This window comes from uncultured Rothia sp. (assembly GCF_963507905.1).
Taxonomy (GTDB): domain Bacteria; phylum Actinomycetota; class Actinomycetes; order Actinomycetales; family Micrococcaceae; genus Rothia.
This window is the reverse complement of record NZ_CAUOUU010000010.1, coordinates 37,461-59,747: the sequence shown is the minus strand read 5'-3', so window position 1 is coordinate 59,747 and position 22,287 is coordinate 37,461. Positions and strand designations below refer to the sequence as shown.

Annotated in this window: 19 protein-coding genes; 15 read left to right on the top strand and 4 right to left on the bottom strand. The window is 59.2% G+C overall.

Annotated features, from left to right (window positions below; translation table 11 throughout):
- Positions 1–41: 41 nt before the first annotated feature.
- Both RQ593_RS07210 and RQ593_RS07205 read right to left on the bottom strand, forming a co-directional pair.
- A complete protein-coding gene (locus RQ593_RS07210; protein WP_311450204.1) occupies positions 42–269 on the bottom strand; it encodes a transcriptional initiation protein Tat in 228 nt (75 codons plus the stop codon).
- A 236-nt stretch (positions 270–505) separates the two neighbouring features.
- Positions 506–1,168, bottom strand: coding sequence for a hypothetical protein (locus RQ593_RS07205; protein ID WP_311450203.1), 663 nt, complete (start codon positions 1,166–1,168; stop codon positions 506–508).
- Positions 1,169–1,435: 267 nt separating this feature from the next.
- Between RQ593_RS07205 and RQ593_RS07200 the strand changes: the two genes are divergently transcribed.
- The 9 genes from RQ593_RS07200 (at position 1,436) to RQ593_RS07160 (ending at position 8,553) form a co-directional block, all read left to right on the top strand.
- Positions 1,436–2,182: an ECF transporter S component gene (locus RQ593_RS07200; RefSeq protein WP_311450202.1), complete on the top strand. Its 747-nt coding sequence runs from the start codon at positions 1,436–1,438 to the stop codon at positions 2,180–2,182.
- Positions 2,183–2,227: 45 nt separating this feature from the next.
- Positions 2,228–2,662 (top strand): hypothetical protein, encoded by a 435-nt coding sequence (locus tag RQ593_RS07195; protein ID WP_005508043.1) that lies wholly within the window; start codon positions 2,228–2,230, stop codon positions 2,660–2,662.
- 410 nt (positions 2,663–3,072) lie between these two features.
- A complete protein-coding gene (locus RQ593_RS07190) occupies positions 3,073–3,564 on the top strand; it encodes a hypothetical protein (RefSeq protein WP_070819170.1) in 492 nt (163 codons plus the stop codon).
- Positions 3,565–3,591: 27 nt separating this feature from the next.
- Positions 3,592–4,494, top strand: coding sequence for a hypothetical protein (locus RQ593_RS07185; RefSeq protein ID WP_311450201.1), 903 nt, complete (start codon positions 3,592–3,594; stop codon positions 4,492–4,494).
- A gap of 148 nt (positions 4,495–4,642) precedes the next feature.
- The gene (locus tag RQ593_RS07180) at positions 4,643–5,302 is read left to right on the top strand and encodes a hypothetical protein (RefSeq protein WP_311450200.1); all 660 of its coding nucleotides are present in this window, start codon (positions 4,643–4,645) and stop codon (positions 5,300–5,302) included.
- A 291-nt stretch (positions 5,303–5,593) separates the two neighbouring features.
- Complete coding sequence (locus RQ593_RS07175) at positions 5,594–6,067, top strand: DUF4190 domain-containing protein (RefSeq protein WP_311450199.1); 474 nt, start codon at positions 5,594–5,596, stop codon at positions 6,065–6,067.
- 214 nt (positions 6,068–6,281) lie between these two features.
- Positions 6,282–6,941: a hypothetical protein gene (locus RQ593_RS07170; protein WP_053089032.1), complete on the top strand. Its 660-nt coding sequence runs from the start codon at positions 6,282–6,284 to the stop codon at positions 6,939–6,941.
- A gap of 169 nt (positions 6,942–7,110) precedes the next feature.
- A complete protein-coding gene (locus tag RQ593_RS07165) occupies positions 7,111–7,773 on the top strand; it encodes a hypothetical protein (protein ID WP_049347382.1) in 663 nt (220 codons plus the stop codon).
- Positions 7,774–7,863: 90 nt separating this feature from the next.
- The gene (locus RQ593_RS07160) at positions 7,864–8,553 is read left to right on the top strand and encodes a hypothetical protein (RefSeq protein ID WP_049347381.1); all 690 of its coding nucleotides are present in this window, start codon (positions 7,864–7,866) and stop codon (positions 8,551–8,553) included.
- An 88-nt stretch (positions 8,554–8,641) separates the two neighbouring features.
- Here the strand turns inward: RQ593_RS07160 and RQ593_RS07155 are convergent, their stop codons facing one another.
- Positions 8,642–11,656: a choice-of-anchor M domain-containing protein gene (locus tag RQ593_RS07155; RefSeq protein ID WP_311450198.1), complete on the bottom strand. Its 3,015-nt coding sequence runs from the start codon at positions 11,654–11,656 to the stop codon at positions 8,642–8,644.
- Positions 11,657–11,930: 274 nt separating this feature from the next.
- Here RQ593_RS07155 and RQ593_RS07150 point away from each other — a divergent pair, with 274 nt between their 5' ends.
- The 6 genes from RQ593_RS07150 (at position 11,931) to RQ593_RS07125 (ending at position 20,237) form a co-directional block, all read left to right on the top strand.
- Positions 11,931–14,246 carry a TIGR03773 family transporter-associated surface protein gene (locus RQ593_RS07150; RefSeq protein WP_311450197.1) on the top strand — a complete coding sequence of 772 codons (2,316 nt, stop codon included), beginning with the start codon at positions 11,931–11,933 and terminating at the stop codon, positions 14,244–14,246.
- On the top strand, positions 14,233–15,984 hold the full coding sequence (locus tag RQ593_RS07145; RefSeq protein WP_311450196.1) for an anchored repeat ABC transporter, substrate-binding protein: 1,752 nt from the start codon (positions 14,233–14,235) through the stop codon (positions 15,982–15,984). Before RQ593_RS07150 ends, RQ593_RS07145 begins: the two co-directional genes overlap by 14 nt.
- A 94-nt stretch (positions 15,985–16,078) precedes the next feature.
- A complete protein-coding gene (locus RQ593_RS07140; RefSeq protein WP_049338173.1) occupies positions 16,079–17,155 on the top strand; it encodes a choice-of-anchor M domain-containing protein in 1,077 nt (358 codons plus the stop codon).
- Positions 17,152–18,024, top strand: coding sequence for a metal ABC transporter ATP-binding protein (locus RQ593_RS07135; protein WP_049338174.1), 873 nt, complete (start codon positions 17,152–17,154; stop codon positions 18,022–18,024). Before RQ593_RS07140 ends, RQ593_RS07135 begins: the two co-directional genes overlap by 4 nt.
- Positions 18,021–18,875 carry an anchored repeat-type ABC transporter permease subunit gene (locus RQ593_RS07130; RefSeq protein WP_049338175.1) on the top strand — a complete coding sequence of 285 codons (855 nt, stop codon included), beginning with the start codon at positions 18,021–18,023 and terminating at the stop codon, positions 18,873–18,875. Before RQ593_RS07135 ends, RQ593_RS07130 begins: the two co-directional genes overlap by 4 nt.
- 291 nt (positions 18,876–19,166) lie before the next feature.
- Positions 19,167–20,237, top strand: a complete 1,071-nt coding sequence (locus RQ593_RS07125) for an alcohol dehydrogenase catalytic domain-containing protein (protein WP_294644366.1) — start codon at positions 19,167–19,169, stop codon at positions 20,235–20,237.
- Between the two features lie 505 nt (positions 20,238–20,742).
- Here RQ593_RS07125 and RQ593_RS07120 read toward each other — a convergent pair.
- Positions 20,743–22,095: a CoA-disulfide reductase gene (locus RQ593_RS07120; protein ID WP_311450195.1), complete on the bottom strand. Its 1,353-nt coding sequence runs from the start codon at positions 22,093–22,095 to the stop codon at positions 20,743–20,745.
- Positions 22,096–22,287: the final 192 nt, after the last annotated feature.

Below are 22,287 nucleotides of genomic sequence, written 5' to 3'. Positions count from 1 at the left end.
CTCAGCCGGTCCCCCGCGCATCCGGGGGTTAGGGGCGGGGTTTAGCCGCCGTAGTAGTAATAGTTGCCGTAGTAGTCGCTGATGACGATGCGGCCGCGGCGGCCGTAACGGTTGGAGTAGTAGCCGTTGTAGGGGTTGCGGCGCACGGTGGGGCGGTAGGTGGTTGCCTGCGCGGGGGTGAGCAGTGCGCCGAGGGCGGTTGCTGCGCCTGCGCCTGCGGCGGCGAGGGCTGCGCGGCGGGTGAGGCGCGCGGGCTTCTTGGTGGCCATAATCTGCCTTTCGGGGTCGGTGTTTCTGTGAAGTGACGGGTGTGTGCACGGCATGCGGCTGTGCGTTAAACCTTTTTTATTGTAAGCCTCAACGTTAATGTTTTTACGTGCAGAATGTACCTTCTGGTTGAGGGTTAGACCATGCGGGCTAGTCAACGTTTTTCTGGCAGAAAAATTGCGGAAATATTGGTTGAGAAACACGCCGGGCACGCACTCAATACGGGCTGAATCGCGGGCTACATGTCTACTTCGGCGAGGCCCGAAATTTCCTTGTCCTTGATGTGCGGGATGGTGGATCTCCAGTTCATCCACGCCTTGACCTGGGCGGCTTCTTCGGGGTTGTTCATATCTGGCCAGCGGTCGTTTTCCATCTTGAATCGGGTCATTGCGAGGAGGTAGTAACCGTCATCGCCGGGGCTGAAATTCGTAATTGTCTTGCCTGATTTTGTTTTAAAAGTAACGCTGTCTGACTCGTCACTATCAGAGGCCTGACTGTATGAGACTGCGTCGATTGCGTTGAGCGGGTAGAAGACCGTGTCTAGAAATGATTCGCCCCTTTCGATTCCTTCCGACGAGATTTCGGTGTAATCCTCAACAGGTCCGTAGAAGAAGCAGATAGCCATGCACATGGCGCAGAACGCTGCGATGTCGTAGAAAAGGTGGAATCCCATGTCGCCGAGTAGGTGCGTTAGGAACATTGCGACAGGAAATATGAGAGCTACAAAGCCGGCCAGGATGATATTGCGAAGCTTGCCTCGGATGATGTGGATGTTTTCGGCGCGTAGCTTCTTGTCATGGTGGCGGCTCATCTCATGGACGATAGCGGTGCGGCAGATTTTGTACGTCAGCCCAAGGCTTAGTACGCCCCATACGGCAATCATGGTGTAGGTAATTATCATGGTCGTTTCACTGACCTTTCTGTTTATCGGTGACTCGCAGCCTTCCGGCAACGGTGCGGATGGTGCGGGTTCGTTCTCAGAGTAGCTAACGAAATCGGGTGGTTAGGCACGGATTCGGGCTATCTGCGAAGTGGTTGCCGAGTCTTCACCCGAGCATTGCGTCGAGTTAACCTCCCGTCCAGATACGGTGCGATAGGCTAAGGATGTGCCCGCCGCCTCACCGGGGCGAGCGCGATTCACCAACCACCGCACAAGGACGTACATACTATGAGCGCTGTTGAAGACGGACTCCTCGGGGGACTTATCGTCGCCCTGGTACCGGGTATCCGCATTAAGCTCGGCAAACCCACACTGAATAAGAGGCAGAAAAGGCCCCTTTTTGGATTTCTCTTCTCTTGGAGCGCCACAATCCTTGGGTTCGTCATCTGGCCTATTATTTGGCTAAGCCTGGGATATCCGCGTCCTTCCGGCGACCGAGAGATTGTTAATCAATGGGTTCTACTATTCGTAGGCGCCTTTGGGCTTGGCCTGCTGGGTGCTATTCCTCTGAACCACTGCTACGCCTTCTACCTCGAGTTGCGTGAGGACCACGTGCGGTGGCGTAATTGGCGGTGGAAGGAACGCACTTTCACCTACCCCTCCATCACGTTTGCCCATGTGGAGAACAACGGCAAGAACGGGTTCTTGCGTATTGGTAGCACCGAGATGGGTAAGCGTACTTGCAGCTTTGACCCGTATCAGTTCGATGCGACGATTCTGATGGCGCAGGTGCTGTACCGTGACGATCACGGGCGCTGGGCTGAGGAGGACGGCCTGGATGTGATGAACGTGGTGGGGATGTATGGTTCTTCGCGCGATATTTATGCCCAGTTTTATGACTTGTGCGAAACGAAGTACATCGTTGGGCAGACGAAGAGTGAGCGTCAGAAGCACCGCCGCCGGGCTGCTCGTAATGAGGCGCGTAGGTTGGAGCGTCAGCAGGCGCGTGAGGAGACACGCCGCGAAAAAGAATGAGTTAGTGAAGCTGTAAATTTCTACACTGGAAAGAGGTGATTCACGGTGAAAAATAATGTTTCGAAGAAAAGGAATAGTTCAAAGAAAAAGAAGAATAAAGTTACCTTCAAAGAGTATCTTCGCAGAAAAGGAAGAGATATTTGGTATGACCGTGAAGCCATCATATTTTGCGTAGGTGTTATCGCCGTATTTGGTTTTTTATATTTCATGACTCATTACAACCCGAATAATGACTCTGAAATATGCACTATCGAGTCGGTTGAAATTATTGAGCACGAGGACCCTTACGCAATCTCCGGTGTCTTTGAGACGGAAGAGTGCGGAACTATCACGATGTGGCACGCTCCCGATGGGGAACGTATCTACCCCTACCTCAACAGCATTGAGGCGGGTAAGAAATATAGGGCCTATAAGTCCTTCGATACCCGTAACGATGAAACAGGCTTCACTGCCATCCGCTTTGAAGAAATCAAAGAATAACCAGCTCATGAGCCATAAATAAAGCCTCGGGTGGCGCGAGTCTTCAACTCGCACCGTCCGGGGCTTTCCATATGAAATCAGCGAACCATTTCGCACCACCCTTCACCTTCAACGATGCAGAGCGCAGACTCGCCCCCAGAGCAGCTCAGGAAATTGGGTGGTTACGCACGGGTCCCGGCCCTCTGATGAATGGTTGCCCAGTCTTCACCCGAGCCTTGCATCCAGTTAACCTTCTGGTCAGATACCGTGCGATAGGCTAAGGATGTGCCCGCCACCTCGCCGTAGCGAGCACGATTCACCAACCACTACCGCACAAGGACGTACACACCATGAGTGCAGCTCTTTGAGGCAACCCGCTTTGAAGACATCACAGAGCAACAGCCTCTAGCCCAGAAAGAAGGTGAAAAGCAGTGAAAAAGAACTCCCCAAGGAAAAAGAATGTTTCAAAGAAAAGAAACAGTTCAAAGAAAAATGGTTACCCAAAGAAAAAATCTATTATCACGAAGAAGCCCACAAAGAAAGTCGCTTTCAAGAATTTTCTTCGTTCAAAGGCTAGCGATATTTGGCGTGACCGCGAGAGAATCCTACTGATGTTGTGCCTTCTGGCATTTCCCGCATCCTTATATTTCATTTCTTATGTCAATCCGTACAACGACTCCACTATCTGCACTGTTACGTCAGTAGAAATCGTTGAACATGAGGACCCCTACTCAATATCCGGTGAATTCGAAACGGAAGAGTGCGGAATCATCACAACATCGAACGCCCCCGATGGAGAACGTATCTACCCCTACCTCCAGAACTTCAAGACGGGCAAGAAATACAGGGCATATAAGTCTCTGCTAACCCGCAACGATGAATTCGACTTCAGCGTCCTCCGCTTTGAAGAGATCAAAGAGTAACCCCACCCCCGCAGAAAGGATCCCACCGTGAGCTTTATCGGCGAATTTATTATCGACTTTATTGGAGAGGCCATCGCGTCCTCACCCACACTGCAGCGAGTACTCCTGTGGATTCTGTTCTCTGCGTCCCTGCTCCTCCTGCTTGTCCCCGTCATGACGGGCGAGTACGCGTGGAGCATCCTATCCATCTCCGCGATGCTGTTTTCCGTCGTGATGATTGACGGCACGCGTGAGCACGGTGTGCAGGATGCAAAGAACGGCGGCGCGTACCATTACTTTCTGCTGACGGTGGGCACGTTCTGCGTTGCCGCGATCGTTCTGCTCACTGCTCTCTCCCTGGTGGGTGTCCCGCAGGTTGCCTCCACCCCGCAGGTGGACGGCATCAATTTCGCGCCCTGGTATGTGGCGGCGTCCGCACTGGTTCTGCTGCTGTTCTTCTACAATGCCGCGCAGCCGAACGACGAGATCCCTAACCAACACCGTATGGAGCGCATCAACCGGTACGTGCGCGCGGTGGTGCTGGGTGTGAGCGCCCTGATGGTGCTCTTCTGCCTGCTGATTCCGGTGGTTTCTTTCGCTGCTGCCGGTTATGAGCCTGTGGGTGTTTCGGTGGTGCTGTGCCTGGTGCCGGTCTTCCTGATTTTTGTGCGCCGCACCCTGTTCAAGCTGTGGGCCGCGACCTTTGAGGAGGGTACTGCCGGGTATGGCGTGTTGCGTGGCTTCTGCGTAGCCCTGGTGGGTTTGGGTGGATGTTTGGCGGCGGTCCGTCTTGCTGCTGATGTTGTGCAGTCCGGTAGCGGGTTGTCGCTGGTGTATGTGGTGCCGGTGATCGCCTCGTACCTGCTGGTGAAGAGGTACATGACCGTGGGTGTTGCTATCCCCGAGAAGGAAGATGAAGAGGACCCGGAGGCTGAACCTGCAGCAAGCTAAACCGTGGAGCCCCGCGGGTTGATGAGTCTTGTGCGCCAAGCGCACGGTCTAGGACGATTCGCACACCGGGGTATCCTTGGGGAAGGTACGCCACCTGCCGGTGGTGCGCTTCCGGATATTCACCAACCACACGAAACGAGAACCCGTCATGCGCATTTTCCTGATTATTATCTGGGGTATTATGGCCTTCATCTCGGTAACCGGAACGCTCTACATCATTACCAACTATGAGATTCAGCGCTGGAAGGATATGGAGCGCCGCCGCCAAGGCGCGTACATCCGACGGGTTAATCAGGCAGAGGCTCTTCTAACAATATTTACCCCTGGGTTCCCGTGTCTTGGTTTCTTTCTCCATCTTGTTGAGGAGGGGTCTCCAGGTTTTTGGTATGAACTGGGTGGGATACTTATGTCAATTATGTTCATGCTGTACGCCTGGTATGTCCATGTTGCCTATGTGAAGATCTCCCCTGAAGGTATTGAGCAGCGTATGTGGTCGGCGCGTACGACCGTGTACCCGGTCAACGCTATTGACGGCATTGAATACTACGAGGCAACCTCTACAGACGACCAGGACCTTGTGTCTTTCTACAGTAAATCCGGAAAACTCATTGCCGCTTTCTGCCCGATTATTCACAAGAATTACCGCCTCATGGCGATTGTGCGGTTCAGGATTGATAATGACCGCTGGCCTGATATGAATAATCCGAGTGATATTGCTCGGGTGGATGCTCTAGATAGTGGCCCTGATACAGTCCCGTACTTCAGGGAAAAGGAGAAAGTCACCGGTCTTGCCGACGTTGATATGTAGCACCGTATAGAGAAAGCCTCTGGGCTGAGAGATTACCTCTCAGCCCAGGGGCTTTCTGCATGCCAGCGGCAACTCACCTGAGCACCACCCGCCGGTGAATGGTCGCCCAGTCTTCACCCGAGCCTTGCACCGAGTTAACTTTTTAGCCACCTAACCCATAGACCATCAAAGTACTCGACAATTCAACTTGTCAGAGCTTTCAAGCACATAGAGTATCCTTGGGAAAGGTACGCCACCTGCAGGTGGTGCACTTCCGGATATTCACCAACCACATACGAAATGAGGACTTTCATGTCTGAGAACACTCCGCAGCCGGCTGCACCGCAGCAGCCGCAATTCACCCAGCAGGCACCCGCCGTACAGCCCGCATACGGCGCATCCGTCGAGGCTCCGAAAAAGAAGAAGTGGGCGGCAGTAACCGCACTAGTCCTGGGCATTATCTCCGCCCTGACCGGCATTTTTGTGATCGGTTCGTTCCTGACCATCCCGACCATCATTTTCGCTGTAATCGCTCTGGTAATGGTTAAGAACGGCACTGGCAAGGGTAAGGGCATGGCGATTGCTGCTCTCGTGCTGGTTCTGGTGGCGTACATTGCTACGTTTGCTTTCTTCCAGATTCGTGCGGCGAACCTTGAGAAGTCTAACCGAGAGGCCCGTGAGGTTATCCAGAAGTGCGAGAACCACGAGCCCGGCTACTACATCATTGAGAAGGATGGTAAGCGTTACTGCAACGCTGGTGGCTGGGTCTACGAGATGGATAAGTAAACCGGTTTATTTGGTTCCATGATTAGCCGTCGCTGATGGAGGGGCGTTCGTTCACGCGGCAGTCGCCGCACCTGCGGGCGCCCCTCAACCGTATCCTCCGTGGGTGCTTCAGCATCTGGCGGCAAGTATGCCTCGGAGCATCTGCAGCGCATCCTTGATGCGCACTCCACTACCACCACCGACTCCAACCCGACCGAAGGAGCGAATAGCTAAAATGATGTCTCAAGAATCTGCTATTACCTTTTGGGGCGTATGCTCCATCATCACAACTATTTTCACGATTCTCACCCTTGCCGCTTACATCATCAATCGACGCCGCGACGAGAAGAAGAAGCGTGAAGGCATCTACATTAGTCGTCTGCGAGCGCTACTGGTGTACGTTATTGTCTTTATCCCGGGCTTCCCGATTATCCGCTATTTTTTGTCGCTCAATGGCCCCGAGACTAACCCCTATGCAGAGGGTATTTACATCTTCATGACTGCTTTCCTCTTGTTCTACCTGTGGCACGTCAACGCCACGTACATGAAGATTTCTTCTGAGGGTATTAATATGCACACCCCCGTTCGCGGGTCGAGGATCTGCCCCATCGGCGCGATTGATAGCGTTGTTTATAGCGAGTCCAAGGATGAAGATACCCCAAGCCGGATGTGGTTTCTCACTAAGTCGCGTGCACGTATTAACCCGTTGAACCCGAATTATGATGAGTACTATCTCTTGGTCATTACTCGGTTCAGGATTGAGTATGGTCGCTGGCCTGACCTGGATAATCCGGCTGACGTGGATAAGGTGAACCAGCTGGATAACCGTTATGAAGTCATTCCGTATTTCATGAATAATCAAGAGATTTCGGGTCTTGCTGACGTCGATATGTAGCCCCCGGTTTGCGGGCTGAAAGCTCCCGGGGATGCGCGGCTCACCCCCGCGCTACCCCGGGGCTTTCGGGGCTCATGCGCTGGTATCCTCAGCACGTAGGCACCGCCGCCTAATTTGGGTGGGGTGCATACCCTTCCTATTCACCAACCACACGAAACGAGAACCCGCCATGCGCACTTTCCTGATTATCTTCTGGGGTATCTTTGCTACGTTCACAACAGTTGCGACGTTTTACGTCATCATCAATTACGAGGTGCAGCGCTGGAAAGATAAGCAACGGCTACGTGAGGGTATTTATATCCGACGGGTTACGCGGCTCGAAGCTCTCATGACGATATTTACCCCCGTTTTTCCGTGCCTTATGTTTGCAGGTCATATATTTTTTGACCCTGAATCAGCAAGGATAACGATTGACATAACGGCCTTGTTAGTATCAGTACCATTTGCCGCATACTTGCGCTATGTGCATGTCGCCTACGTGAAGACCTCCGCCGAGGGCATCGAGCAACGTATCTGGTTCTCCAACCCGACCCGCTACCCCTTCAACGCGATCAACCGCGTCGTGTTCTACAAGGCATCGAATTATGAAGACGATGACATGGTGGGGTTCTACGCCAAGTCAGGCACCCAGATTGCCCTGTTTAGCCCGATGCCTCATAAAAATTACCGACTTCTGGCGATTGTACGGTTCAGGATTGAGAACGAACGTTGGCCTGACATGGACAACCCGGATGATGTGGCGCAGGTGGACCGTTTGGATTGTGCCGGGAAGACGATGCGCTACTTTGAAAATTTGGGGAAGGTTACTGGCCTTGCCGACGTCTACATGTAACCCTCCCAATAAGCGCCGGCTACCCCCTGCATCCGAAGAGCCGCAACCGGCACGAACACCACCAACACCGCGAAAGAGGAGAACGGCATCATGCACACCTTTTTCCTTCTACTCTGGGGCACCTGCACCCTCGCATCAATCATCGGCGCCATCATTGTCGTTATCCTGCATAATAGGCACCTGCGCCAGGACATGCAGCTACGCGACGAAGGCATCTACATTACGCGCGTGCCCCGCCGTGAAGCACTCATAAGCCTCCTCACGCCCACACTCCCGGCAGGTTTCTTCGCGTTCTACCTCTACACGCAGGCAGAGCTCGGCATCCTCTTCAACCTCCTGATGTTCATCCTGCTGCTGGTCTTCCTCTACCACCTTCTGCACGTTCACCTGGTGTACACGAAAATCACGCCCGACACTGTGGAACAGAAACTCTCACCGTTCGCTACCGTGACCCCCTACCCGATTAGGGCTATCGACCAGGTTTTCTACTTCCAGGGTAAGACAGAGGCGGAGGATTGGGATGGGGAAGCGACCGACAGCGCCACCTTCTACACCAAGAAAGGCAAGCAAATCGCCAAGCTAGACCCCGTTGGAAGGAACCACCGGCTGCTGGCAATCGTACGGTTCAGGCTCGAGTTCGACCGCTGGCCCGATATGCGGAACCCGCAAGATCTGGCGTGGGTTGATACATGGGATAACCTCGAGTGGACCCGACCCCTGTTCAGGAAGCTGTACAGAAGACGCAACAAAATCACCGGCCTAGCGGATATCAAGATGTAACACCGCATAGAGAAAGCCCCCGCAGCCGAGAGTCATCCTCTCAGCCGCGGGGGCTTTATCGTATCAGCGCATCCTCACGCGGCGAGTGCTAAGAAGCGCGGCGGCGAGAACGCAGCACCATCGCAGTGCCAGCACCGAGCACCAGTGCGCCACCCACAGCCACAGACACCGCACCGAAACCAGTACGCGCCAGGCCGCCCTGCTGGGAGCTCACGCCACCCGACGCAGCCGACACACCGGACTGACCCAAAGAGCCGCCGCCAGTACCACCACCGGAGACACCACCCGGGTACACGCCGCCAGTAGAACCATCAGCCGAACCGTCAGAGGAGCCCTGCGCGTTCACATCACCGGCAGCGCCAGAAGCACCAGCCTGACCGGACTGACCACCCTGCGCGGTACCAGACTGCGCGGAGCCGGGCTGGTTAGCACCAGCGGTACCGCCCGGGGTTGCCGAATCCACACGGCGCACACCGCTAAAGTCGTCCTTAGCCGCGTTCGGGTCCTTCGGCACGGCAGTCTCAAACGAGCACGCATCCGACGCCTTCTTACCCACAGCAACCGCAAGCTGCTGCACCGGGCTGTTCACCTCAGTACCATCAGCCAGGGTCGCAGAATAGTGCACGTCAAACATGTACTGGCCGGGCTCAGAGAACACCCAGTTCGCGTGCGCGTGCGTCGCGTAATCAATGTCGATCGTGGTCTTGCCGGTCGTCGAATCCAGCAGCACATCCGCACCATTCAGCGACTCAGTGAACATGCCGAAGCGTGCACCCTCAGGCATGACCTTCGGCACCACGTGCAGGCGCACCGGGCCGCGCAGCTGCGAGTAGTCGATGTCCTGCGTGTTGTAGCCGGGCCAGGGCAGGCCGCTCTGCTGGGTCTGCGGCAGACCGTAGAAGGCGGTGCCGACCGGGCCCATGAAGTTCAGCTTCTCGTCAGCCATACGTTCGGTGCGCACACGGCGGGCGTTCTCGCTGACAGTCCACACGACCGAATCGAGCGGGCGCACGGTCGAATCGGCGTCAATGATGCCGCTGTCATCGCGCAGACCCACGGACAGCTGGCGGTCCTTCAGGGTCGCCTGAATGTCCAGGTGGCCGTGCGAAATCTTGGTACGGCCGTCAATCTGACCGGGCACGCACTGGTTACCGGGGGTTCCGGGGGTGGACGGCTGCGCAGACGGTGCCGGGCTAGTCGGAGCAGGTGCGCTCGGGGTCGGGTTCGCGGGCGCGGGAGTCGTCGGTGCCGGAGTGGAGGGCGCCGGAGCAGGCACGCTCGGCTCTGCGGAGGCGGTCGGCACCGCAGGCACGGTCGGAACCTCGCTGGGGGACACCGACGGAACGGTGCTGGGCTCAGCGGTCGGAGCCTCGGAGGGAGCCTCGCTCGGCTCAGCAGAAGGTTCGGCAGAGGGCGCGACGGTAGGCTCAGCGCTCGGCGACGGGTCCACCGGAGCAGGCTTCGGCGCATCGCCAATGGGTGCGCTATCGGGAGCCAAAGCACCGTGTGCGGTGTACTTCGTGCCCGGCTCGTAGTTCGCCGCAACCTCAGTGGTGGAGGCGGAAGCGTTCATATCCGGGTGGGTCAGCATCTTCACGCGCAGAGCCGTGCCCTTGTAGAACGACTCGTCACGGAAGGTAAAGCGCGCCACGCCATCCTCGACGGAGCCTTCCAGATCGAGGTACGGGTAGACCGGGTCATCCTGGGCGTAGAAGCCGCCGCGCATGAAGCCGCGCACCTTCGGGTCCTTGAAGCGGACCTCAACGGTGCTGAAGCCGTTGCCGTTCGGGGTGACGGTCACGTCGTAGTCCATGCTGGTCGGCGTGTACTGCTGGGTGCTGAGTACGGTGTTCGCCTGATCCGGGATTTCTTCGGGCCAGGAACCGTTACCGTCGTCGCTGTACACGCTCTCAGCCTTGCCGGGCTCGTAGGTGAGCTTGTGCGAGATCCAGCGGGACGCCTCCGCGCTGTTCGCGTCGGAGGTGTCGGGGGTGAAGACAGCCTGCAGCTGAGAACCCTCACTACCGAGCATTTCAGACCAGGTGGCGGTACCGTTCACGACCGGCAGGTCGGTCAGGAAGTAGCCGTTGTTGTACAGGGTCAGGGTGCCCTTGAGGTTCTTGTTCGCGGCGGTGAAGGTGATGTCGCTGAGCTTGTCGTCGGCGTCCTTGTTCTTTGCCGGGTCGGCGTCCAGGCGGTGCGGTGCCACGGACAGCATGTACTTTGCGGCGTCCAGGTCACCAACGGGTGCCGCATTGTAGCGGTCAACGGTGGGCACGGCGGTGGGGGTGCCGTCACCGAGCACGGGCTGCATGCCGCCAACCTGCCAGACCAGCTTCGACGGCTTGGAGCTAATGATGCGGCCGTCGGTGGAGCGCGCCACGGTGCGGTAGGTGACCACGTAGCGGCCGGGGCGGGTGAAGGTCGTGGTGTTGTGGGTGTGGCTACCCTTGTCGAGTAGCCAGGAGTGCCAGCCGGTCGAGCTGCTGGAGAGCATGCGGTACACGTCAGCGGGGGCGTCGTCCGGGTTGTAGCGGAAGAGCTCCATACGGCCGGGACCCTCAACGGAGAGAATGTCGGTAGCGAACACGCCGTCACGGAAACGCTCGGTGGGTACCTTCGTGGATGCGCCCAGGCCAGCCCAGATGGGGTCCTGGTTGCCGTAGGTCAGGTGCGGTGCCATGTAGAGGGTCTGGCCGGGCTCGCCGAGGAACGCCAGGGAGGGCGAGTCGCCCAGGGTCATGGTGTACTGCGACTTGCCGTCCCTGGTGCTGTAGCCCTTGCCGACCCAGTTAACGGTCTTGTCCAGTTCGTAGGTGTCTGCGCCGGTCTTGTAGGGGTTCGCCTCGTTCATGAGGACGAAGGTGCCGTTCTGCTCGTCCCAGTATGCCTTGGGGGCGTCAACGTGGCCCTTGGTGGTGACGATTTTGCCGTCGTCGGGGCCTGCTGCGGCGGGCAGGGAGGGGGCAGCGCCGGCGAGCGCGAGCAGCGCTGCGGCAGAGAGGAATGCGGCTGCGCGACGGAGGGCGGGCTTGCCGCCGGGGACGAAGAGTGCGGGGGTGTGTGTGGTGACCCGTCGTTGGGTCTGCTTCTGAGAGCTCATGACAACCTTTCTCATTTTTCTATCCTCTAGGGTAGCTCTTTTGCAAATAATTGTCATTTAGAACCTAAGTGAGTATAGTGATTCCCAGAAACACGTGTGCGCCGAGGCGCGCCCAAAAACGCACACCACGTACATCCACAAAGAGAAAAACACGGCAGAGCGCACCCCGAACCCAAGAGGGAAACCGGCAACAGGCCGCCGGACCCAGCACCGGGCAAGCCCCGAAAGCATCGGGCAGCGCGCCAGCCAACGAGCAGTCATCCAAGGAGCCACCATGCAAGGACGCACCAAACCCCTGAGCCTACTCAGCGCAACCACCCTCGGATGCACCCTCGCACTCGGGGCACCCCTCGCCCTCCCTCAGGTCGGCACCTTCACCGCCGCACAGGCGCAGGAAAACCAGGCTGGCACCCAGGCAGGCACCGAGTCGCGCGGTTACGTCAACTACGAAGGTGACTACGTCATCGCGGGCGTACACACCGAAATGCTCAACGCCTTCCTCGACGGCAGCCAGTTCACCCTCGGCACCCTCGCAGACACCGCCCCCGGCGAGCAGGGACGATTCAACCCCGCCCGTACCGTCTTCCACCTGCCCGACGTCGAGGATGCACACACCACCGTCACCGCCGGCTACGACTACATTGCCCCCGAAGGCACCGACATCTTCTACATTCCCTCCACCCGCACCCGCGGCTTGCTCTACCCCGGCCTCGGTGCGGAAGGAATCCGCCCCGGCGCGCTCAAGGACAACACCATCAACCTTGAACTCGTGCGCAGCAGCGTACCCGAAGGCGGCCGCGCCGAAGTCTTCACCGAATCCGGCCGCGACAACCCGCGCGTCTTCAGCACCAACGACAAGCTCGCACCGCACACCATCACCTCTGGCGGCCACGAGCACCTCAGCTGGGCATTCACCCGCGAAGGCATCTACCAGCTGACGTTCCGCGCCACCGCAACCCTTGCCGACGGCACCCAGGTCAGCTCCGAGGCAACCTACACCATCGCCGTGGGCACTAACGCTGAGGAAGGCTTCAAGCTCCTGAACGCGCAGAACGCCGCAAAGGAAGCAACCAAGGACGCCACGAGCGAGGCGACCACTACCCCCGAGGCGACTTCCACCGCCACCGAGAGCGCCACCAGCAGCCCCAGCGCATCTACCTCCGCAAGTGCTGAGGCGAGTGCTTCTGCTGAGGCGAGCGCATCCACCGGTATTCGCCGCGTGGATGGATCTGTGAACGGTCAGAACGCCGCGCAGGTGACCGACCCGAACGGTGCAAAAGCGGCGGCGAATGGTGAGCAGGCATCCCAGGGTGGATCCGGTGTAACCGCTATCAGCGGCACCGACAACACCAATAACGGCTCCGACAAGGGCGAAAGCAAGAGTGGCGGCGATAATGGCAGCTCTCGCAGCGTGAAGGGCTCCAACGCCCAGAACGTCACCGCGCCCGGTAACGGCGGCGGCATTACCGGTAACGGTGTGCTGTCCTCCGGCCTGCCCGGCAGCATGAACCAGCAGTGCATCGCCACCGAGGTTCCCGCCGAAGACGCCAAGGGCTCTAAGGACGCTCAGAAGGACAGCAAGCAGAGTAACCAGGCAGCCCAGGCACCGACCAGCATCCCCACCCTCGCCGTAGTCAACACCGCTGAGCACAGCGGCCGTGAAGAAGTCACCCACGGCCACTTCGACGTAGGCCCGATCCTCAACGGCGGCAACCTCACCAGCAGCGTGAAGGACGACCGCACCAGCCCCGCCCGCCACGTCTCCCCCGGCGCCCTCGAGTTCGTGCTCAATGACGCCGCGAAGATCAACCTGCCCGCAGGCATGGAGAACATCGCCCCGGCGGGCACCCCCGTGCACATGATCGGTGCAACCCAGCAGCAGGGCGTGCCCTGGCTCGGCTGGAGCACCCAGGACCCCGAACTGCTCAAGCAGCTCGACGGCCCCGTCACCATGAGCCTCAACGGTTTTGAGGGCCCCGGCACCATGTCCACCTTCCTCTCCGGTAACTTCGGTTCCGCAGGTCAGAAGGTCTTCGATTCGCGTAGCGGCGGCTCCTTCCAGGTGCCCGCAAACACCCACCAGCACAGCAACTGGGTGTTCACCGCTGAGGGACGCTACACCGTGACCATCGGCTGGACTGCACGCCTGAAGAACGGCCAGCAGGTCAGCAGCGAATCGGTTCTGCACTTCACCGTCGGCAACCCCGATAACGCCCCGGCAAGCAACAACGGCCAGGGTGCGGCAGGCGCCAAGCAGGACGGCGGCAACGCTAACAGCGCCAACAACGGCGGCGAGAAGAGCACCGCAAAGAACCCCGTCAACGGCACCGTAGACGAAGCCACCGGCATCGTCACCAAGCCCGACGGATCCAAGGTGCGCATCGTTGGTAAGACCGCCTCCGGTGAGGATTGCGCCCTGACCAGCCAGGAACTCGCCAACGCACAGAAGGCAGCCGCCGCAGGTAAGCTGCCGAACACCGGTGTGGTCATCGACCCGTTCATGGTCAGCACCTCCATTCTGGCGCTGGCACTCGGTGCCATGATTCTGCGTTCGGCACGCCGAAAGGGCCGTAGCGGTGACACCGCATAGCGGGCATACCGGCAAGGGGTCACACGCCTATAGTCGACGCGCCGCCCTCACCCTCGCATCCCGCATTGCGGCAGGTGCCGGGGTGGGGGCTGGCGCCTTCGCGCTGAGCGGATGCGCCAGCACCGAGAACGCCTCCTCCGACCGGATGCGCGTGGTCGCCACGACCCCGATTCTGGCAGACTTGGCGCAGCAGATTGCCGGCGACCGCGCCAGCGTGCACTCCCTCGTGCCTGCCGGTGCCGACCCGCACTCGTACGAGCCGAGCCTGCGCGATATCCGCGACGTCGCCTACGCCCGCTGCGCCCTGACGAACGGCCTGCTGCTGGAGCAGCGTAAGCTCTCCAAAATGGTTGAGGCGAACCTGCCCGCCGGGGTTGTGTCCGTGGCGGTTGCGGAGAAGATTGAGCAGTATGGCGGCAAGCTGGAAGCCATCGTGGAGGACGCCTCCCTGGACTCCATCTGGCTGGGTTTGCGCGTTGAAGAGGGCGGGCAGAACGAGTCTGCACCCGCCGATTCTTCGGATGCAGGCATGCGCTTTGAGGTGCAGAGCGTGCGGGCGCGTACCGCCACCGATTCGTCGAATGCGCAGTTGGCTGCGTTCATTACGCAGACCTTCGGCGCGGTGGAGATGCTGTGCGATTCGCATGCGCGCGGCGTGAACCTCACCCGTGAGGGGGACACCGCGATCCGTACCGGCGATATGGGTTCGCTGGAGCTGCCCCTGCAGGCGCATACGCACCTGTCGTGGGCGTTTAGTGATGCCGGCGAGTACGCCATTGAGCTGAGCGCCACCGCGGTCAATGCACCGGAGTCGGTGCGTTCTTCGCGCGGAACCCTGTACTGCGCGGTCGGTCGCGACCCGCAGGAACTGGTGGACCGCCTGGCGAAGGAACAGAACGTACCCGCCTCGGACATCAAGGTTCTTTCCGCAGGTCACGCCGATATTACGGCACGCACCCGCGACGGCAGGCTCGTGCTCCGCGCGGACTCCTCCCAGGGCGCCGTCGAGCACGAACTGAACCGCACCGTGGTCGCGGTCCCCTCCCGCACCCTGCAGGAGGTGCCCGCCGGCGGTAGCTACCGTTTCCTGCGTTCGGGCGCTTCGGAGCATCGCGGTCAGGTGTACCTGCTGGCGCAGGCCGTTCTGGGCAAGCACGTGCACGGCGAAATCGACCCGCACATTTGGCATTCGGTGCCGAACGCGAAGGCGAGCGTGCAGGTCATCCGTGACGCACTCACCTCCGCCGACCCGGAGGGTGCGAGCGAGTACGCGGCGCGCACCGAGCAGGTGCTGAAAGAGCTTGATGCCCTGGACGCTCAGTTGCGTCAGGTGTACGGGGCCCTGCCGGAGGCGGCACGCAACCTGGTCACCACGCACGACGGCTACCGCTACCTGGCGAGCACCTACGGGTTGCACATTGCCGGCTTTGTGAGTGCTAGTGCCAGCGGCGAGCCGAGTATTCAGCAGCGTCAGCGCCTGCGCCGCACGGTCGAGGATTTGAAGGTTCCAGCGATTTATCTGGATAAGTCCACGGCAATGCGTTCACCGGTTCTCACGGAGCTGGCTCGGGAGGCGCAGGTGCGTACCGGGGTGCTCTATTCGGACACCCTGGATGCGCAGGCTCCTCACTACGCGCAGATGATGTTGGCGAATGCTCACACGATTGCGCTGTGTTCTGGGGCTAGTTCTGGCGGCGATTCTTCGGGCGCTAGCTGCTCGGAGGCTAGCACCTCGTAACCCGGTTTTTAAGCTACCCACAAGCTCATATAGCCGTATCAGCATATAGATAATCTTTCACACACCACCTAGGTCATGATTCAAGGAAGTCCTCATGATGAACTCAACCACCCGCTCTTCTCGTAGCCTGTCCGCCCTGGCTCTGAGCGCTAGCCTCATGCTCGCACCCCTGGGTGTGGCACACGCGGAGACCACCCCGGCAACCGCCGAGAGCGCCTCCGCTCAGCCGAGCGACAGCAACCTGAGCCGCGGCGAGCGCGCTCTCACCCAGACCCTGTCGGCGGAGCAGCCGGTCGCATCCGGCCGCATTGAAATCTCCGCCGGTCACGTGGATATGGGTCCTCGTTTCAACAACGGCAAGTTTGAGCTCATGCTCCACGACGATCACGGCGAGAGCCCCGTCTGGCGCAGCCTGGACGAGGTCATCTACCGCGGTAGCGATAAGGCCATCCTGGAGGTGCCGAACGATCCGCGCTACTCCTTCGTGGGCGCACCCGCCGGCTCGAAGGTGTACGTGATTCCGCAGACCGAAACCAAGGGTGTGATCTGGCCGGGTTGGAACACGCAGGATCCGCAGCTGGTGTCCAAGCTGAACCGCGGCGTGAACCTGACCCTGGAGCAGGTGAGCGGCCCCGGCACGTTCAGCCTGTACCTGGAGAACGGCAACTTCTCGGCACCGCAGGTGCTGTGGTCCTCGACCAAGAGCGAGCCGCAGAAGCTGTGGGTTGAGAAGAACACTCACACCCACGCGAACTGGGTGTTCACCGCTCCGGGCGAGTACCTGTTGAAGGTCACCGCGAGCGCTGAGCTCTCTGACGGTTCGACTGTGTCTGATACCCGCTACCTGAAGTTTGCGGTGGGTGACTCCGCGAGCGCTGATGCCCTGTACGCGATGGAGGCGCAGGCGCGCGGTTCTGCATCCTCGGGCGCGGCTTCTTCCGATACTTCCTCTAGCTCTGCTTCTCAGGCATCCGGTACTCAGGCTTCGGGTTCTTCGTCTGCTGCCGCGGCGAGCGACCAGAGCGGCTACAAGGCAGAGTTCACTATCCCCTGGGGCGCTATTGCCGCAGGCGTGGTAGCTGTGATTGCCGTGGGCGCGTTCCTTTCGTTCCGCCGCCGTTCCTCCGCGCAGCGTGAGGCTCTGGATGAAGTGCGCGGTGACCGTTCGTGAGCGCGTCGGTAACAGCGGGTACTGAACCCGTTCTAGAGATTTCGAACCTGTACGCGGGCTACGCGCGCCGCTCCATCCTCAGGGATCTGTCCCTGACCCTGGAGCGTGGCGAGTTTGCGGGTCTGATTGGTGCTAATGGTGCCGGTAAGACCACGCTGCTGCGCACCATTTTGGGTCTGATTCGCCCGGCGTCCGGCCAGGTTCGGGTGTTGGGTGAATCGCCCCGCGCGGCGCGTGCGCATATTGGTTACGTGCCGCAGAAGCACCAGTTCCAGTGGGATTTTCCGCTGACCGTCAAGGATACGGTGATGACCGGCCGCGTGCGCGAGATTGGGTTCTTCCGCCGCCCGGCAAAGAAGGATTGGGTGCAGGTTTTTTCGGCGATGGAACGCACCGATGTTCTGCACCTGCAGGATGCTTCCATTGCGGAACTTTCCGGTGGTCAGCGTCAGCGAGTGCTACTTGCACGCGCTCTGGCGGCGAACCCCTCCCTGCTGCTGCTGGATGAGCCGTTTACGGGCGTGGATGCACCCACTCAGACCACTCTGACTCGCCTGTACCGTGAGTTGGCGGACGAGGGCATCACGATTCTGATGTCCACGCACGACATGCTGGCGGCGCGCGAGTCCTGCTCGCGTCTATGCGGTGTGCGCGGCAATATTCACCTGGATGGCCCGGCGGCGTCCTTTAGTCTGGAGCAGCTGCACACGTGGCTGCACGGTCACGATATTGAGGAGGCGCAGGGCCACGCCCGCACGGGCTTCACCTGTGCCGGTGGTGCGTTGGATGAGTACGGCCACGAGCTGCCGGATTCCTGCACCGCTTCCCCCGCCCACGCTGATTCTGCTTCTACCGGGGGTGCCCGTTGATTACTCCTCTCGATTTTTTTGCCGACCTGTTCAACCCGTCGCTGGCGTTCCTTCCGCGCGCCCTGGCGGCGGTACTGCTCGCGTCGGTGGTCACCGGCGTGGTGGGTTGCCACGTGCTGATGCGCGGCATGGTCTTCATTGGCGATGCGGTGGCGCACTCGGTGTTCCCGGGCCTGGCGGTGGCGTTCGTGTTGGGCGGTAACCTGATGGTGGGCGGCCTGACGGCGGGCGTGGTGACGGCTATTCTGGTGGCTATTTTTAGTCAGAATCAGCGGCTGCGCGAGGATTCGGTCATTGGTATTTTCTTTGCCGCATCTTTTGCGTTGGGTATTGTGATTATTTCGTTGGCGCCGGGCTATTCGGGGTCGGTGCAGGACTTCTTGTTCGGCTCGATTGTAGGTGTCTCGAATGAGGACATTACCAACGCCGCGATTATGGGTGCCGTTATCCTGCTGGTGCTGTGGCTGTTTCACCGCCAGATTGTGACGGTCAGCCTGGACCGTGAGAGTGCCCGCGCGATGGGCCTGCCGGTGCTTGCCCTGGACATCGTACTGTACGTTCTGGTGACCATTTCTGTGGTGCTGGGCCTGCAGACGCTCGGTAATGTGCTGGTGTTGGCGCTTCTGGTGATTCCCGCGTCGGCAGCCCGCCTGGCGTGCCGCCGACTGGGGTCGATGATGGTGTTCTCGCCGGTGTTCGGCGGTATCTGCTCGATTGTTGGCCTGTACCTGTCGTGGGCGTTTAACCTGCCGACCGGTGGCACGATTGTGCTGTCGATGGTGGCGGCTTTTGTGCTGGTGTGGGCCGTGACGGCGGTTCGTTCGCGAGCACGTGCGCAGCTCAAGAGTTAAACCCAGTGAAGGGCTAAGCCCAGCTGAACCCAACTTTTCTACATACAACGCACGAGGCGCATCCCTATTTTCAGGGGTGCGCCTCGTGCGTTATTTACAGGTATTAAATACCCAAACTGAATCATGTTTATGTTTAAAGAACTAAAAGATACACTCCGCGTAATAAAAGCGCTTAATTCAACACGTCGGGTTTAATGAAAATACAACCTATCAAATATTCCTTATAGGTTGATACATGTAGTGATAAAGCAGTCACTGCACCCTCATCAGAACTTCAACGGAGGAGGCACCATGAAGGCATATGTGTACCACGGTCCCGATCAGAAGGGCGCCTGGGAGGAAGTCCCGAACCCCACCATTCTTGAGCCCACGGACGTTATCGCCCGTGTCGACACCACCACCATTTGCGGTACTGACCTGCACATCCTGAAGGGTGACTGCCCCGAGGTGGACCACGGACGCATCCTCGGCCATGAGGCTGTCGGCACCATCACCGAGGTTGGCTCCGCGGTGACTGATCTGAAGGTCGGCGACCGCATTATCATTCCCGCCGTGACCAGCTGCGGTAAGTGCTCCTACTGTAAGGCGAACCAGCCTTCGCACTGCCAGACCGTTGGTGGTGTCGGCTGGATTTTCGGTTACATGATTGACGGCACCCAGGCTGAGTACGTGCGCGTTCCCTACGCAGAGACTTCGGTTCACCTGGTTCCAGAGGGCCTGTCCGATGAGGACGTCCTCTTCCTCACCGACGCACTGCCCACCGGCTTCGAGATCGGTATTCTGAACGGTCACACCAAGCCCGGCGACACCGTCGCTGTGGTGGGTGCAGGCCCCGTGGGTCTGGGCGCTATCATGACCGCTAACCTCTGCGGTGCCGGTCGCGTCATCACCGTCGATTTTGACGATAACCGCATGAACAAGGCGCTGGAGCTGGGCGCAACCGATAAGGTCAACGCGGGCGACCCGGACTTCATCGAGAAGATTAAGGCACTCTCCCCCGACGGCCTGGGCGTGGACGTGGCAATTGAGGCTGTGGGCGTTCCGCAGACTTTCGAGACCTGCACCAAGATTGTTCGCCCCTACGGCAACATCGCGAATGCCGGCGTGCACGGCAAGCCCGTTGAGCTGCCGCTGAACACCATGTGGATTTCTAACGTGAGCATCAACATGGGTCTGGTCAACTGCAACACCGTCGGTAACCTGCTGAACATGGTCCGCTCGGGTCGTCTGAACGCTAAGGCGATGGCAACCCACCGCTTCACGTTCGACCAGTTCGAGGAAGCCTACGACCTGTTCAGCCACGCTGCTGAGCACAACGTGGTGAAGGTTGTTATCTCCCGCGACCCCGAGGTTGCGGCATAGACTGCGGTAGGCTCATATACCGCTGATACTGAAACCCCGAACGTTCGTTAGGGATTTCGGTGGGATGTATTCAATACACTGCGAACATCCCCACGATTCGCCTCCGGGTGGGAGTGGGTAGGTCCCACCCGGAGCGCGAATCGTCCTCCCCTACCCCGAGATGTAGTTATTTTCTGATGATGTAAGAAATCTGAAGATGTAGAGATGCGCCAGCTCGGGGTTTTCTGTTCCCTCAGCCCCCTCTCCGGTGGGCTCTGGGGCGGTTCCTCAAGCGTGATGCACCCTCTGCCGGGCGCTCTGCCAACCTGCTTCGGCGGGTTCTTCTGCCAGGCAACCTCTACCGGTGGAGGGGCGCATCATTTGGCTCTTCTTGGTCGGGTGGTACCTCCGATTCTGCTCGCCCTTGAAGGGAAAGGAAAAGGGTCGCACGCTTACGGTTCAATGGCGAACTCGTAGGCTGCGACCCTTTTCTCATGCCCGGTTTTCGGTGCCTCGGGCGGGCTATTTAGTTTTTAGGCTTCTCAGTACTGGGTTTTTCTCCGGCGGCATTCTTTTCACCGGTGTTCTCATGACCGGCAGCATCGTGCAGGATGCGGGTGAACGCCTCCGTGGGGTCGTCTGCCCCAGCTGCGGCAGAAGAGTCGGTGGCGCCTCCGATGACGGGTTCGGTGGGCGCATCCTCAACGGGTACTTCAGCCAGATTCTCGGCAGGAGCCTCGACGGACACCTCCGCGACGATGGGCTCCTCCGAGGCGGACTCCGCAGAGGCAGGCGCCTCCGGAGCCTTCTGTGCATCCTCCGGCTTATCCTGAGCCGGCGCCTCTACAGGCTGCCCAGAAACACCCTGCTCAGTAGCTACCGGCTCACCGTGCGCGGATTCCTTCTTCGCATCCTTGTGCGCGTCCTTATGTTCGAGCCTGTAGATGATGCGCGGTTCCAGGCGCTCAAAACCAATCTTGGAGCGCACCCAGTTCACGAAGCGGTCGATACGGTCCTCACCCTCGGTGGTTTCCGCAACCCGGTAGTTGCGCGGCAGCATCACGCTGTCGCTGAGCACGCGCGGGTACTCATCAATCTCCTGAATACCCGCCATGTACATGTTCTCGCGGAACTGGTGAGCGAACTCCTGCTGACCGAGGAACAGCTGGTCGGCGTAGGTTTTAGCCGCCAGGCGCTCGCTGTAGGCGTCCTTGGAGTCGCGAGCGCCCTTCTTGGAGCCGTAAATATCCCAGAAGTAGAAGTACACATTGTTCGCGATAATGGCGGAGATAATGCGGTTCTGCAGGTACACGAGGGCACCGACGGCGACCGCACCAACAATCAGGAGCACCACGGCGAGCGGGGAGAGTGCAAAGTCAGACAGATTGCCGCGGTGGTTCGTGAACAGGCCAATCAGGTAGGCGATGGTGACCACGATGATGGGCACGCCGATGAAAATCACGGCCAGCGGAACCCAAATGTACAGCAGGGCACGTAGAATCAGGCGGTAGTAGCTAATCGAGTCGCCAATGGGGATGGGCGTAGGCTTCACGGAAGAGTGCGCACGCTTCATGAGCAGGCTGAAGATACGGTTGCTGTCGATGCCAACTTTACGCAGCTTCGATTCGAGGGACGCACGTTTGAGGAAGACCCGGTAGTTTTCGAGGACGACGCGCTGGTCGGAGGTGAGCTTTTCGGGGTCGGGTAGGGCGTTGAGGTCCAAGCCGGCTTCGGTGAGGAGTTTGCTCCACAGTTCCAGTCGCGCCAGTTCGGAGGGTTTTGCCGCCGCCTGCGCCTGGTAGTTCTTGTAGGAGATGAAGATGGTGCTGGCACCGATGAGCAGTGTAATGAAGGGTGCAATCCAGTCTTTGAGTCCCATGGTGGCGTTCCTCCTTGATTGTGTGGAGCCGCTGGTTCCTCGGTCTTTTTGTGGGCGTCTTTTTCGGGCGTGAGCCCACTGTTTTTACCGTACCACCGGTACCTGTGCTGAACCTTTAAATGCGCAGGTGGGTGCGTAAAATAGCCCCGCCTCCCGATGCTTAAGAGCAACAGGAGGCAGGGCTTATCTATC

What these genes read in the sequence shown, in the direction of transcription:
- RQ593_RS07125 (WP_294644366.1), top strand. Translation starts at nt 19,167, where the DNA reads ATGAAGGCATATGTGTACCACGGTCCCGATCAGAAGGGCGCCTGGGAG.
- RQ593_RS07205 (WP_311450203.1), bottom strand. Translation starts at nt 1,168, where the DNA reads ATGATAATTACCTACACCATGATTGCCGTATGGGGCGTACTAAGCCTT.
- RQ593_RS07120 (WP_311450195.1), bottom strand. Translation starts at nt 22,095, where the DNA reads ATGGGACTCAAAGACTGGATTGCACCCTTCATTACACTGCTCATCGGT.
- RQ593_RS07175 (WP_311450199.1), top strand. Translation starts at nt 5,594, where the DNA reads ATGTCTGAGAACACTCCGCAGCCGGCTGCACCGCAGCAGCCGCAATTC.
- RQ593_RS07155 (WP_311450198.1), bottom strand. Translation starts at nt 11,656, where the DNA reads ATGAGCTCTCAGAAGCAGACCCAACGACGGGTCACCACACACACCCCC.
- RQ593_RS07200 (WP_311450202.1), top strand. Translation starts at nt 1,436, where the DNA reads ATGAGCGCTGTTGAAGACGGACTCCTCGGGGGACTTATCGTCGCCCTG.
- RQ593_RS07165 (WP_049347382.1), top strand. Translation starts at nt 7,111, where the DNA reads ATGCGCACTTTCCTGATTATCTTCTGGGGTATCTTTGCTACGTTCACA.
- RQ593_RS07150 (WP_311450197.1), top strand. Translation starts at nt 11,931, where the DNA reads ATGCAAGGACGCACCAAACCCCTGAGCCTACTCAGCGCAACCACCCTC.
- RQ593_RS07170 (WP_053089032.1), top strand. Translation starts at nt 6,282, where the DNA reads ATGATGTCTCAAGAATCTGCTATTACCTTTTGGGGCGTATGCTCCATC.
- RQ593_RS07140 (WP_049338173.1), top strand. Translation starts at nt 16,079, where the DNA reads ATGATGAACTCAACCACCCGCTCTTCTCGTAGCCTGTCCGCCCTGGCT.
- RQ593_RS07160 (WP_049347381.1), top strand. Translation starts at nt 7,864, where the DNA reads ATGCACACCTTTTTCCTTCTACTCTGGGGCACCTGCACCCTCGCATCA.
- RQ593_RS07210 (WP_311450204.1), bottom strand. Translation starts at nt 269, where the DNA reads ATGGCCACCAAGAAGCCCGCGCGCCTCACCCGCCGCGCAGCCCTCGCC.
- RQ593_RS07180 (WP_311450200.1), top strand. Translation starts at nt 4,643, where the DNA reads ATGCGCATTTTCCTGATTATTATCTGGGGTATTATGGCCTTCATCTCG.